Origin of the sequence: Mesobacillus subterraneus (genome assembly GCF_023715485.1) — a bacterium.
Taxonomy (GTDB): Bacteria; Bacillota; Bacilli; order Bacillales; family Cytobacillaceae; genus Mesobacillus; species Mesobacillus subterraneus_B.
Map to the genome: position 1 here is coordinate 78,912 of NZ_JAMBOF010000009.1, position 13,849 is coordinate 92,760.

The window sequence follows — 13,849 nt, forward strand, 5'->3', positions numbered from 1 at the left end:
TGCATGCGCCTCCCTAGTCTAATTTCTCAAGCTCGGCTACCATTTCACTTAAAGCCTGATTGTCCGAACCCTCACCCAGCATATCTTTCATTTTTGAAATCAATTCACTGCGCTTCTGGAATTTCTCGAACAACAATAGCTTATCTTCGTATTCCTCAAGCATCGCTTCCGTCCGTTTGATGTTGTCGTATACAGCCTGGCGGCTAACATCATACTCTTCAGCGATTTCGCCAAGGGAATAGTTGTCAAGATAGTAAAGGGCCATATAACTGCTTTGCTTAGGAGTTAATAATGCCTGATAAAAATCGTACAAATAATTCATGCGGTTCGTTTTCTCAAGCATACAGATTCCCCCATGTTAAGTGAAATACCTTTACATAAAGACAGTGTACACAGGTTCAACTTTTCTGTCAAGAAAAGTTCTTTACAGCAGGATGCTGGTAAATCAGTATTATTCAGCCGTTTTTTCTTCCTCGACCAAGTCAGCAAATAAGCCATAGACGTATCTTTCTGCATCAAATTCCTGGAGGTCATCCATTTTTTCGCCGAGACCAACGAATTTAACGGGGATATCCAATTCATTGCGGATCGCGATGACGATACCACCCTTCGCTGTTCCATCAAGCTTTGTCAAAACGATTCCACTTACGTCTGTTGCTTCCTTGAACGTCTTTGCCTGAATCAACGCATTCTGGCCTGTTGTCGCATCCAGGACGAGCAGCACTTCATGAGGAGCACCTGGGATTTCCCGTTCGATTACACGTTTAACCTTCTCAAGCTCCTTCATCAAGTTAACCTTGTTTTGAAGGCGCCCTGCGGTATCGCAAATCAAGATGTCGGCCTTGCGTGACTTAGCAGACTGGACAGCATCATACATAACAGCAGCAGGGTCAGAACCCTCAGCCTGTTTTATGACATCGACGCCGACACGGTCTCCCCAAACTTCCAGCTGTTCAATTGCACCTGCACGGAATGTATCGCCGGCAGCAAGAAGCACATTCTTGCCTTCACTTTTGAATTTGTGAGCCAATTTTCCAATGGTGGTCGTTTTGCCGACGCCATTTACCCCAACAAATAAAATGACAGTGAGGCCATCTTCCTGGATGTTCAGGCTGAATGATTCATCGGTTTCTCCATTCTGGTAAATTTCGACTAGTTTTTCGGAAATGACCGCCTGTACCTCTTTAGTATCCTGGATATTGCGGCGTTTTACCTCTTTCTTCAGTTCTTCGATCAATTCCATGACCGTATCAAAGCCGACATCGGCCTGTATAAGGATTTCTTCCAGTTCTTCAAAAAACTCTTCGTCGACTTTTCGATAACGGGCAACAAGATCATTCACCTTGCCTGAAAAGTTATCTCTCGTTTTCGTAAGCCCTTCTTTGAATTTTTCAGTGACACTTTCAGTCTGGGTAGTTAACTTTTCTTTTAATTTCTTGAAAAAACTCACAGTTCCATCGCCTTTCTAATTACGATTTAACAAGCTCCTTCGATTCCTCAAGCCGGACCGAAACAAGCTTAGACACTCCTGATTCCTGCATCGTTACACCATAAAGGACATCTGCCTCTTCCATTGTACCTTTGCGGTGGGTAATCACGATGAATTGTGTTTCAGCGCTGTATTTTTTCAAATACTGGCTGAATCGATATACGTTCGCTTCATCCAGGGCCGCTTCTACTTCATCGAGGATGCAGAATGGCACAGGGCGGACCTTCAAGATGGAGAACAGCAGCGCAATCGCAGTCAACGCACGCTCACCACCAGACAACAGTCCCAGATTTTGCAGCTTCTTTCCAGGTGGCTGAGCGACAATTTCGACCCCCGTATTCAGCAGGTCATCAGGCTGTGTCAGCTTCAAATCTGCCCTGCCTCCGCCAAACAGCGCCTGGAATACTGATTCAAAGTGGGAGCGGATCGCTGTGAAGGTCTGTTCAAAACGTTTTTTCATTTCTATATCCATTTCCTCAATTACTAGGAAAAGGGTATCTTTCGCTTCTTGAAGGTCGTTTTTTTGCTCTAGCAAGAATTCATATCGTTCTGATACGCGCTCATACTCATCAATCGCTCCAAGGTTTACTGTCCCAAGTTCTTCGATAGCGAGTTTAATCAGCTTTACCTTTCTTCTTGCTTCATCCGCTGGAATTGTCAGCGGGTATTGCTCTTTTGCTGCTTCATAGGATAGCAAGTATTCCTCTCGAAGATGAGCAAGCTTATTGTCTAGTTCGACATCGAGCCTGTTAAGCTTCACCTCTTCATCCTTGAGGACTTCATTGACACCTTTAAGTAGTCTTCTTAATTCCTTTGATTCCAGCTCCTGGTCCTCTAGCTTGTTCTGGAGCTGGAGGCGCTCTTCCCTTCTTGAAGAAATCAGGTTAAGAGTCTCATTTTTATCCTGCAGCTTTCTTTTCGCTGCTTCTTCCAGCTGCATTTCCCCAGAAGAACTGTCCGTCATTTCAGATGAAAGAAGTGACAAATCTTCTTTCAGGACTTCCAGCTTCTTAGACTGTTCGTCTGCCTGAATAATTGCTGAATCCAATTTTTCCTTCGCGTTGGAGTGCTGTTCCTTTTTGGCTGCGAGATTGATTTTTAAATCGCTGATTCCGGAAACCAGGGTGTCCTTTGAGGTAGAATTCGAGTTTTTCAGCTCAGTCAGCCGGGTTATTTCCTTGTCAAATTCCACTAGGTCCTCCTGGTACTTGACTAGCAAACCAGTTAGATCCTGCAACCTTGCTTTTAGTTTTTCTTTATCGGAATCCAGCTGGGTCTTTTCAGAATCATATACTGACAAACGCTCATTAATGTTTTTCTGCTCGATCTCTACTTCTCGCAAATCACCTTTTAACGTTTGCTGATTCAGACGGAGATCCTCACCTTTTTTACGCAAGACCTCAAGCTTTGTTTCTGTCGCTTGCACGTCTGCTTTCAATGATTTCACCCGGGTTTCAAGCAAGCCTGTTTTTTCTTCCATCTCAGCAAGCTTTTTGGTCAAATCCTCGAGCTCTCCCTTACGACTTAGCAGCGAGGAAGATTTTTGCTTCACTGCACCACCAGTCATCGACCCTCCAGAATTGACGACATCCCCTTCAAGAGTTACAATCCTGCTGCGATATTGGAGGATTCTCGCAATTTCGTTCGCACCTTTCAGATCCCTGGCCACGACTATATTGCCAAGTAAGCTTTTTACGACATCAGCGTACTTTTGATCAAATTGAATCAAATCTGCAGCTGTGCCGATAAACGAACCATGGCCTGAAAGCAAGACAAGCTGTGAAGAAGCCAGGTATTTCCCTTTTATAATGCTTAGTGGAAGGAAGGTTGCCCTGCCCAAAGATTTTTGCTTAAGAAACTGTATTGCGGCTCTCGCATTCTCTTCGGTTTGGACGACAATATGCTGCATCGCGCCGCCAAGAGCGGTTTCAATAGCAGTTTCATATTGTTTAGGCACGGAGATAAGCTCTGCAATTGCCCCTTCGATTCCTTCGAGGCGGCCATCCCTGGCTTTCAAAACCTCTTTTACGCCTTGGAAAAACCCTGAATAATCCTCTTCCATCTCCTCAAGCATTTCTTTCTTTGATTTAGCCTGCTGCAGAAACTGGTAAGCTTGATAGAGTGTTGTTTCTTGTTTTTGATAGTTGTTTTTTAACGATTCAAGTTTTTTCTGTTCGGCAAAATAGAGCCTAGTCTGTTCCTCAAGCTCATTCTGTGATGCAGCAACCTTATTCTCGATTTCTGCTTTTTTTTCGTTGATCTCATCTCGAACAGACACGTAACGGTCATTTTCATGATCGAGTCTTGAAACTTTCGCAAGTTGCTGTTGGAGCTGCTGCTCGATATAATTTTTTTCATTTTTGGCGCCTGCCTGCTGATTCAGCACCTCAATGTAATCACTCTTGATTGAATCAATCTTAAGTTCAACATCCTCGCTGTACAGCTTCATCTGTTCCTGTTTTTCTTGTAGCTCTTTTTGAAGACCAGCAGCCTCACTTGCTAGCGTTGCGGCAGTCTTTTCATATTCGTCCTTCTGCTTTTCAAGCTGAATGATTGATAAGGTAAGCTCCTCGATATTTTTCTCAAGCTGCCCCTTATTCTGGGATGCATTCTTCTTACGCTCCTTCAGAACCTCTCTTCTGCCTTCGAGTTTTTCGAGTTCCTCACTGGCATGCAGCAAAACATTTTGGAGATCACTTACTGATTCATCAAGGGCCGTAAGCTGGTCTCGCATTTTTTCAATTTCTGCTTCTTTTTTCTGAAGGATAGCTGATTGCTTAATTTCATCTTCTTTATGTTGATCCAGCTGTTTGGAAAGCTGTTCCCAGCGTCCATGCAGATCCTCTATTTCATATGCAGTCAGGGCTACTTCAATTTTTTCCAGCTCTTCCTTCTGCTGAAGATAGTCCTTTGCGATTGAAGCCTGGATTTTTAAAGGTTCAACCTGGACCTCCAGCTCATGGATGATATCCGTGACCCTGTTCAAGTTCTCCTGGGTTTCGAAAAGCTTGCTTTCCGCTTTCTTCTTGCGCGATTTATACTTTAACACGCCTGCAGCTTCTTCGAAAATCGTCCTGCGGTCTTCTGGCTTGCTGTTAAGGATTTCTTCAACCCTGCCCTGGCTGATGATCGAAAATGCTTCACGGCCAAGTCCAGAATCCATGAATAAATCGACTATATCCTTCAGCCTGCAATTCTGCTTATTTATTAAATATTCACTGTCACCAGAACGGTAGACACGCCTTGTTACGCTAACTTCATTGTAATCAAGCGGCAATGACTGGTCTTCATTATCAAGCGTGAGTGTTACCTCCGCAAAATTCAGAGGCTTTCTCGAGTCGCTGCCCGCAAAAATGATATCCTCCATTTTCGCTCCTCGCAGCGATTTGGCGGATTGTTCCCCCAAGACCCAGCGGATGGAATCCGTAATATTGCTTTTTCCGCTTCCATTGGGCCCGACAACTGCGGTCACACCAGGAACAAATTCTACAGAAATCCTCTCTGCAAAGGATTTAAAGCCGACCACATCTAATCGTTTTAAAAACAATATTGCTCTCCCTTTCCAGTTATACTTTTTCTAAGGTGTTATGGTTGTAAACCGGAACCAATTGAACTTGCTTACTTATTTTCCTGTTCCGCCACAGCTTCCATGTGAGATTTCAACTTTTCAAGGGCCATCTGTGCAGCGTGCTGCTCTGCTTCTTTCTTGGAACGTCCCATTCCTGTCCCAAGCTCTTCCCCGTTTAAATAAACTCTGGATTCAAATTCCCGGCTATGCGCCGGACCAATTTCCTTTAGGATCCGGTATTCAAGAGAACCAGCGCCATCCCGTTGAACAAGCTCCTGAAGCTGGCTTTTAAAATCCATCACATGAGAAAAAGCACCGGCATTAATCTTCGGAAACACAATTTCTTCAAGAAAAGTAGTGACTGTTTCAATCCCCTTATCAAGATACAAAGCACCGATGAATGCCTCAAAAACATCTGCCAGCAGAGCAGGCCTTGTACGGCCGCCTGTCATTTCTTCTCCCTTGCCGAGCAATACTAGCTCGCCAAAAGTCAATTCGTTGGCGAATGCAACAAGGGATGGCTCACAAACTACAGCAGCCCGAAGCTTCGTCAGCTCTCCTTCGCTCATCATCGGATATTTCTTAAATAAGAATTGTGATACAGTCAGCTCCAATACAGCGTCTCCTAAAAACTCAAGCCTCTCATTATCTTCGTGAGGCTTCCTGCGATGCTCATTCACATATGATGAATGTGTAAAGGCTTGTTTTAACAGCCTTTCACTTTCAAAATGAATACCAATCCTGTCCTGGAATTCTTTGAATTTATTTTCCTTTGCGCGGATATTCTTTTTTTCTCTTTCTCTTCCATTGTTGCGCATGCTATATTCCACCTTGCTCAAAATTTACAGCTTTATCGGTTAAGCCTCATTAAACTCCAATGTTGATTTTCGCTCCAATAATCAGAGCTGCAAAATCATCAATGCCTTTTAGCAAAGCCTTCGCATAGTTTGCTGTTTAACCATATAGAGTCATTTTTCATGTTTGCTCTTATCAATAGGGTCTATAAAGTCTGAATCAAAACATCTTTTCAAAGTATCCTTTTTAACAGACTACTAACAGTTTACAAAAAAAAACGCCTATAAAGCAAAAAAACTTCAATAATTCCAGGAGATTACTTGAAGCGGTCCAAATCCAGGCAGTATTTTTTACAGAAGAAAGCCCCGTTTTATTAAAAACGGAGCTTCTCAGAAAATCCAACAGTTATACTTGGCTATTTATGTAATTCACAGCGTCACCAACTGAAGCGATTTTTTCAGCATCATCATCAGAAATTTCCATGTTGAACTCGTCTTCCAATTCCATTACCAATTCAACAACATCAAGGGAATCAGCACCAAGGTCATCTTTAAAAGATGCTTCCAAAGTTACTTGAGATTCATCTACTCCCAAACGGTCAACAATGATTTTTGTTACACGTTCTAAAACATCTGCCATGCTCGTTCACCTCCCCTCAAGCAATTATAGATGATTTCTCTTAATTAATAAATGGCTGACTGCTTATTTCGTGAACTTTATGGTTTTCACCATAAACTACATTACCATTCCGCCATCTACATGAAGAGTTTGCCCAGTCATATAACTGCTGTCCTCAGATGCAAGGAAGACCACAGTCCTGGCGATATCTTTAGGGTCCCCGAAGCGCGCAAGCGGGATTTGCTTCAGCATTTCCGCTTTAACTTCCTCATTCAATTTATCTGTCATATCTGTGGTGATAAAGCCTGGCGCAATGGCATTCACTGTGATTCCTCTGGAGGAAAGCTCCTTCGCTGCCGTCTTAGTAAGTCCGATCACTCCTGATTTTGCCGCGACATAGTTTGCCTGTCCTGCGTTTCCGCTTACTCCTACGATTGAAGAGATATTGACGATTCTTCCGCTGCGCTGCTTCATCATCTGCCTTGTCACAGCCTTTGTACAAAGGAAAACACCTTTAAGGTTGATATTGATAACATCATCCCATTCGGATTCTTTCATCCTCATCAATAGATTATCCTTTGTTATACCCGCATTATTGACAAGTATGTCTAGTTTACCGAACCGTTCCACAGTTTCTTTAACCATATCAGTGACAGAGTCTGAGTTTGAGACATCAGCCTGTATGGCAAAAGCATCTCGGCCCATCGCTTTTATCTCATCAACCAATTCCAGTGCTTTTGCTTCGCTTCCTGCATAATTGACCGCCACTGAAGCACCTTCCCTGGCGAGTTCAAATGCGATTTCACGGCCGATTCCTCGGGAGGCACCTGTTACGAGCGCCACTTTTCCTTCTAGTCTCATTCCTTCTCCTCCTTTAATGCTGCAACTGCTGCTTCACAAGTTTCTGCATCATAGATTGCGAATGTCCTTGCTGAGCGATCGACTTTTTTTACCAGCCCCGAAAGGACTTTTCCTGGACCGATTTCTATGAATGTATCTACGCCAAGCTCAAGCATTTTAGCGACTGAATCCTCCCATAAAACTGGAGAATAAAGCTGCTCTATCAGCCTGTTTTTGATTTCGGCTGCATCTTTCATCGGTTCTGCTGTTACATTGCCGATTACCGGTACTGCTGCATCCATCAGCGAAATGCTGTCAAGTACAGCTTCGAACCTCTCAGCTGCCGGCTTCATCAGCGAGGAATGGAACGGACCGCTGACATCAAGCGGGATAACCCTTTTCGCGCCAGCTTCCTTTGCTTTTATTGAAGCTTCCTCCACTCCTTTTTTCGAACCCGAAATAACGATTTGTCCAGGACAATTAAGATTAGCTAACTGAACAGGATTTCCTTCTGCTGAAACTGTCTCTGTTACATCCATCAGCTTATCGCGGTCCATCCCCAGAACAGCAGCCATCGTCCCTTCTCCATTAGGGACAGCCTCTTCCATGAGCTCTCCGCGTTTGCGGACAGCATATACAGCATCCTCAAACGAAATGGATCCTGCAGCAACTAGAGCAGTATATTCACCCAGGCTGTGGCCAGCAGTAAAATCTGGTCTTATTCCAAACCGGCTGAAATAATTCAGGATTGCCATGCTTGTTGTCAGCAATGCTGGCTGAGCATTCGTAGTAAGCGTAAGTATATCCTGTGGGCCTTCGAAAATCAGGCTGCTTAAGCTTTCTCCTAGAACCTCATCAGCTTTTTTAAAAGTTTCAGAGACTGACTGGTCGTCAGCAGCAAGAGCTTGTCCCATCCCTGCTGACTGTGACCCCTGCCCAGGAAACAAAAACGCAATTTTCCCCATGAAAGATTCCCCTTTAACTCGTTTTTTTATATAAAGCCGGTTTCTCTTAGTAATAAATCAGTTTCGAAAGAGCTATAGTTGTACGCCTTCTCTTTTCTCAACTGCTGTTTTTATTGTTCCGGAAACATCTTTTTCTACCATTTCCCTTGCCTGGCGGATCGAATTGAATATTGCGTTGGCGTCAGATGAACCGTGTGCTTTGATGACTGGAGCCTTTAGGCCAAACAATCCCGCACCGCCATATTCTGTATAATCCATTTTACTTTTTAGTACAGTGAGGTCAGGTTTCAGCACAGCTGCAGCCATCTTGCTTTTGAAGCTGGAAGTAAGTGCTGTTTTCAGCATTTTAAATACTGACATTGCCGTACCTTCAATTGTCTTCAGAACCATATTTCCGGTAAAGCCGTCGGCTACGACAACATCTGCTGCTCCCTCTAGCAAATCCCTTGATTCTACATTTCCGATGAAATTGATATCTGCGTCTTTCAGCAAATCGTACGTATTTCTGACTAGTTCATTGCCTTTTTTTTCTTCTGTGCCGATATTCAGCAATCCTACACGCGGACGTGAGATGCCTCTTGCCTTCTCGCTGTATATCGATCCCATAATCGCGTATTGGACGAGATGTTCAGGCTTAGCATCTGCGTTAGCTCCTACATCTAAAAGCAGAAAGCCTTCGCCGCCGATCGTCGGCAGTGTTGGTGCGAGTGCAGGTCGTTCAATCCCTTCAATACGGCCAACAACAAACAGCCCTGCCGCCATCAATGCTCCAGTATTACCAGCAGATATGCACGCATCAGCGTGTCCATCGGCAACCTGCTGAGCAGCAAGCACCATTGAAGCTGTCTTCTTTCTCCGCACTGCCCTTACAGGTTCATCGGTAGCAAGGATCACTTCTTCAGTGTGAAGAATCTCTATCCGATCTTCACTCGTCAGATGCTCCCTGATTTTTTTCTCATCCCCTACAAGGACGATATGTATGTCATCATATTTTTCAATAGCTTTCATTGCTCCGAGCACGATTTCTTTAGGTGCATTGTCTCCGCCCATTGCATCTACTGCAAGCCTCATTTTTTTCATCCCTTACTTTTCATTTTTTGATCGGTACATTTCGAAGTCACCCTTAAAGACGAGCTCACTGTTCACATAGCTCATGACTTCAACAAGCGTCCGGCCATTGTCGCTGTCAATATGGATGACTCGAGCTTTGGCAATAACCCTTTCACCCTCTTTTACCGATCTGGTAAACTGGATATTCGCTTTGGCGGTAAGAGCCAATTCATCGTTAATGACTGCCACCGCAAGGGAATTCGCCTGTGCGAATAAGTGGTGTCCCCGCGCTATTTTATTGCGTTTAAAAACATGTTCACTTTTTATATCAAGTAGCGAAATCGCACTTTTATCTAATTCAATATCAATAATTTCTCCAATAACTTCTTCAAGCGGCAACGAACGGACTTCATCTTCAAAACGTTTTTCGGCAACGTTCTTTATTCTTTCCCTTAATTCAGGAATCGATAATTCAAGTCTGTCCAGCCTGATCGTCTGGATACTGACTGCAAATTTATCAGCCAATTCTTCGTCGGTAATAAATGGATTTTCTTTTATCGTTTCAGTCAACATGGACTGTCGTTCTTTTTTATTGCGTTTCATAAATCAAACACCGCCCGAGCTATTAAGACTAGGTACTAATAGTAGTATATATACAATGAAAAAAGATTGCAAGAAGAAATATAATAAGGTTGCTTCTTATAAAAACGAAGAAAGCAGATCCTCAAATGAATCTGCTCTTCTGCATTCTATGATTCTCCCAAAAAAAACCTAACGGAATCAGGAAAATCAATCAAGCTTTTCGCTGGCAAGCGCGCCGGTTTCACGCAAATAGTCACGCAGAGATCTATATTTCTCTCCTTGCCAAAATGCCGCAGACTGGACTAGTAAGGAAGCGTCATTTCTTGCAGTTTCCAGTGCGCGATAGTCATGAACCATATCCGCTACCTTGAATTCAGGCAGACCGCTTTGTTTTTTCCCAAAGAAATCCCCTGGTCCGCGAAGCTCAAGGTCCTTTTCACTCAACACAAATCCATCGTTCGTTTCGGACATGATTTTCATCCGTTCCTTTCCAACCTCGCTTTTCGGGTCGGCAAGCAGAATACAGTAAGATTGGTCGCTTCCTCTTCCCACCCGGCCTCTAAGCTGATGAAGCTGAGCAAGCCCAAACCTTTCTGCATCGTATATAAGCATGACAGTCGCGTTCGGAACATTTACGCCAACCTCAACGACTGTAGTGGAGACAAGTACCTGAACCTCATTTTCGCTAAATGCCTTCATCACCTGATCTTTTTCCTCTGAATGAAGGCGGCCATGCATGAGACCTATCTTGTAGCGATTCTGAAAATAAACGCTCAAAGAACTGTGGACATCAATGGCATTCTGGACGTCAAGCTTATCTGATTCTTCAATTAACGGGCAAATCACATAGGCCTGCCTGCCCTTCGAAAGTTCTTTTTCCATGAAGGAAAGGACCCTGTCGAGCATTTCATGCTTCGCCCAATAAGTTTCGATCGTCTTCCTGCCTGCAGGCATTTCATCGATTACAGACACGTCCATTTCACCAAATACAGTGATTGCAAGTGTACGCGGGATAGGTGTAGCCGTCATGAACAAAACATCGGGACTTTCGCCCTTCTCCCTTAGTACACGCCTTTGTTCAACGCCAAAACGGTGTTGTTCATCAGTAATAACAAGACCCAGATTGTCGAAATCAACTTCATCCTGAATAAGGGCATGCGTGCCGATCAGGACGTGGATTTCCCCCTGTTTTAATAGTTCGAGGATCTGTCTCCTTCGCTTTCCTTTCACGGAACTAGTTAACAGTGCCGTCTTAACCCCGAATGGTTCAAGAAGCTGTGTCAAGGATAGGGAATGCTGTTCTGCAAGTATTTCTGTAGGAACCATCAATGCTCCCTGGTAGCCAGCCGTTTTTACTGCAAACAGGGCTATTGCCGCTACAACCGTTTTCCCTGACCCTACATCCCCTTGAAGCAAGCGATTCATCCGGTAAGGAGATTTCATGTCTCCTAATATTTCGTTAACAACGCGTTTTTGCGCTCCTGTCAGCGGAAACGGAAGTCCGCTGATAAATCCTTTCAGCTTGTCCAATTGATATGAAACTTCTATCCCTGGTGTCTGCTCACGCTCTATTTTTCTTAATGATTGCATTTTAAGCTGGAACAACAGAAACTCTTCGTAGACAAACCTTCTTCGCGCCTGTTTCATTTCATCTGCACCGGAAGGGAAATGCATGATTCTCAATGCATCCCGGCGGCTCAGCAGTTTATATTTTTGGAGAAGTTCCGCGGGCAGGATTTCTTCTATTTCATGGCCGAATTGGGAAAACCCAAGCTTAATGAGCCTTCTGATCGTTTTCACGGTCATTTTTCCTTTTACCGCATACACAGGTTCGAAATCCTGGCTTTTTGCATGCTCACCCGAAGACATTTGGTTTGCGGTTATTGTCTGGCGGTGCTGATCCCATTTTCCAGTGACAGTTATGGTTTCGCCAACTGATATTTTTTGTTTTAAGTATGGCTGGTTAAAGAATGTCGCAATGATTAAGTACCTGCCTACCAGAAGACGGACGGTAAGACGGTTCTTTTTACGCCCATAATAGACAAGAGAAGGTTCGCTGTGAACCTTCCCCTCGACCGTTACCTTTTCGTCATGCTTAACCTCAGCCAAATCCTTAAGACGGTAATCTTCATAACGGTATGGGAAATACTCCAGCAAATCACCTACAGACCTGATGCTCATGTCTGCGAGTGTTTCCGCCATTTCATCGCCGATACCTTTAACATCGGTAACGGATTGTTTTAGGATGTCATTCACGTTTATCAAGCGGTATACCGAAAATTTTGGCCTCAAGCTCACGGCCTGTCGGTGTTGCCGCTAACCCTCCCTGTCCAGTTTCTCTAAGTGCAGATGGCATCGATTGGCCAATTTTGTACATTGCGTCAATGACTTCATCACAAGGAATCCTGCTGGTGATCCCCGCCAATGCCATATCAGCTGCTACCATTGCATTGGCAGCTCCCATAGCATTCCTTTTTACACAAGGAACCTCTACAAGGCCAGCAACTGGATCGCATACTAGTCCTAGCATGTTTTTGAGTGTGATCGCCATCGCTTCGGCGCATTGTGCCGGAGTACCGCCGGCCAATTCGACGATTGCTGCTGCTGCCATGCCGGATGCTGAGCCTACTTCCGCCTGACATCCACCAGCCGCGCCTGAAATCGAAGCATTATTAGCGACCACGAATCCAAAGGCTCCTGCAGTAAACAGAAATGAAACCATCTGTTCCCGGGTCGGATTCAATTTGCTTTTTACAGCGAATAATGTCCCCGGTACCACTCCGGCAGATCCTGCTGTCGGTGTTGCGCAAATGGTTCCCATCGCAGCGTTGACCTCGTTAGTCGCCACCGCTTTGCTGACAGCATCCAAAATCGTTTCTCCTGAAAGAAAGCTGCCTTTTTCGATATATTTTTGCAGGAGGACTGCGTCACCGCCAGTCAATCCTGAATGGGATTTCACCCCTTTAATCCCGCGTTCGACAGCCTGTTCCATCACAGTCAGGTTCCGGTCCATCATTGCAAGTACATCTTCACGGCTGCGGCCCGTAACCTCAGCCTCCTGTTCAATCATCAGGTCGGAAATCTTCTTATTTTTACTAGTCGCAAGCTCGACTAATTCTGCTACATTACGAAACATCTAAGCGACCTCCTCATCCTGCCAGGCTCTTTTCCAAAAACAACCCTTAAGAGACCTGTGCTTTTAGGATCTTTTATAGTATTCATAACTCGCTCTGCGGAAAGAGACATACTATTTTAGTCGACAATTTTTGTTACCTGCAATACATTCGGCAGCTGCTCAAGTTTTTTCAAGATTTCGTCCCCAATATTATGGTCTACTTCAATTGTCATCATAGCCATTTTCCCTTTTTCCTTGCGGGAAACTTCCATGTGCCCAATGTTGATTTTTTCTTGGGCAAGAATGTTAGTTACAGCGGCTATTGCACCATGGCGATCATTATGGACGACGAGGATTGCAGGGTGATGGCCGGATAGCTTCAGTTCAAAACCATTGAGCTCTATGATCTCAATTTTACCTCCGCCAATCGAGATGCCGACGAGTTCCAGCTCACCTTGATCATCACCTATCAAAACACGTGCCGTGTTAGGATGGTCTGTAATCGCTTCTTCTTCGATGAACATAATCTTCATTCCCGATTTCTTAGCGATTTCAATTGCCTCGATGATCCGCTCATCAAAAGTGTCGAAATCAAGCAGGCCTCCAATCAAAGCTACATCTGTACCATGACCCTTGTAAGTCTTTGCGAAGGATCCATAAAATGAAATCGTTGCCCACTTTGGCTCTCTGCCAAATAAACTTCTCGCAACACGTCCAATCCTAGCTGCGCCAGCAGTATGGGAACTCGATGGCCCAATCATCACCGGGCCTATTATATCGAAAACACTTTTGTATTTCATCAAACACACTCCTTCTTATTATTAAGG

General features: G+C 44.3%; 12 protein-coding genes. All 12 read right to left on the bottom strand.

All coding sequences use genetic code 11. From position 1 onward, the window contains the following. Nucleotides 1–13: 13 nt before the first annotated feature. Nucleotides 14–343: a putative DNA-binding protein gene (locus tag M3204_RS14535; protein ID WP_251483025.1), complete on the bottom strand. Its 330-nt coding sequence runs from the start codon at nucleotides 341–343 to the stop codon at nucleotides 14–16. Between the two features lie 108 nt (nucleotides 344–451). After that, nucleotides 452–1,450 (bottom strand): signal recognition particle-docking protein FtsY, encoded by a 999-nt coding sequence (ftsY, locus tag M3204_RS14540; RefSeq protein WP_251483026.1) that lies wholly within the window; start codon nucleotides 1,448–1,450, stop codon nucleotides 452–454. A 19-nt stretch (nucleotides 1,451–1,469) separates the two neighbouring features. After that, a complete protein-coding gene (gene smc, locus M3204_RS14545) occupies nucleotides 1,470–5,036 on the bottom strand; it encodes a chromosome segregation protein SMC (RefSeq protein ID WP_251483027.1) in 3,567 nt (1,188 codons plus the stop codon). Between the two features lie 71 nt (nucleotides 5,037–5,107). Next, complete coding sequence (rnc, locus tag M3204_RS14550; RefSeq protein ID WP_251483028.1) at nucleotides 5,108–5,875, bottom strand: ribonuclease III; 768 nt, start codon at nucleotides 5,873–5,875, stop codon at nucleotides 5,108–5,110. Between the two features lie 382 nt (nucleotides 5,876–6,257). Further along, entirely contained in the window at nucleotides 6,258–6,491 is a 234-nt protein-coding gene (locus tag M3204_RS14555; RefSeq protein ID WP_251483029.1) for an acyl carrier protein, read from the bottom strand. 96 nt (nucleotides 6,492–6,587) lie between these two features. Beyond that, entirely contained in the window at nucleotides 6,588–7,331 is a 744-nt protein-coding gene (gene fabG, locus M3204_RS14560) for a 3-oxoacyl-[acyl-carrier-protein] reductase (RefSeq protein ID WP_251483030.1), read from the bottom strand. Then, nucleotides 7,328–8,275: an ACP S-malonyltransferase gene (fabD, locus tag M3204_RS14565; RefSeq protein ID WP_251483031.1), complete on the bottom strand. Its 948-nt coding sequence runs from the start codon at nucleotides 8,273–8,275 to the stop codon at nucleotides 7,328–7,330. The genes fabG and fabD overlap by 4 nt, the downstream gene beginning before the upstream one ends. 72 nt (nucleotides 8,276–8,347) lie before the next feature. Further along, complete coding sequence (plsX, locus tag M3204_RS14570) at nucleotides 8,348–9,346, bottom strand: phosphate acyltransferase PlsX (RefSeq protein WP_251483032.1); 999 nt, start codon at nucleotides 9,344–9,346, stop codon at nucleotides 8,348–8,350. Between the two features lie 12 nt (nucleotides 9,347–9,358). Beyond that, nucleotides 9,359–9,928: a transcription factor FapR gene (gene fapR / locus M3204_RS14575; protein WP_251483033.1), complete on the bottom strand. Its 570-nt coding sequence runs from the start codon at nucleotides 9,926–9,928 to the stop codon at nucleotides 9,359–9,361. A gap of 186 nt (nucleotides 9,929–10,114) precedes the next feature. After that, nucleotides 10,115–12,163, bottom strand: coding sequence for an ATP-dependent DNA helicase RecG (gene recG, locus M3204_RS14580; protein ID WP_251483241.1), 2,049 nt, complete (start codon nucleotides 12,161–12,163; stop codon nucleotides 10,115–10,117). After that, nucleotides 12,156–13,043 carry an L-serine ammonia-lyase, iron-sulfur-dependent, subunit alpha gene (sdaAA, locus tag M3204_RS14585; RefSeq protein WP_251483034.1) on the bottom strand — a complete coding sequence of 296 codons (888 nt, stop codon included), beginning with the start codon at nucleotides 13,041–13,043 and terminating at the stop codon, nucleotides 12,156–12,158. The genes recG and sdaAA overlap by 8 nt, the downstream gene beginning before the upstream one ends. A gap of 116 nt (nucleotides 13,044–13,159) precedes the next feature. Continuing rightward, nucleotides 13,160–13,822 carry an L-serine ammonia-lyase, iron-sulfur-dependent subunit beta gene (gene sdaAB, locus M3204_RS14590; RefSeq protein WP_251483035.1) on the bottom strand — a complete coding sequence of 221 codons (663 nt, stop codon included), beginning with the start codon at nucleotides 13,820–13,822 and terminating at the stop codon, nucleotides 13,160–13,162. Between the last annotated feature and the right edge of the window lie 27 nt (nucleotides 13,823–13,849).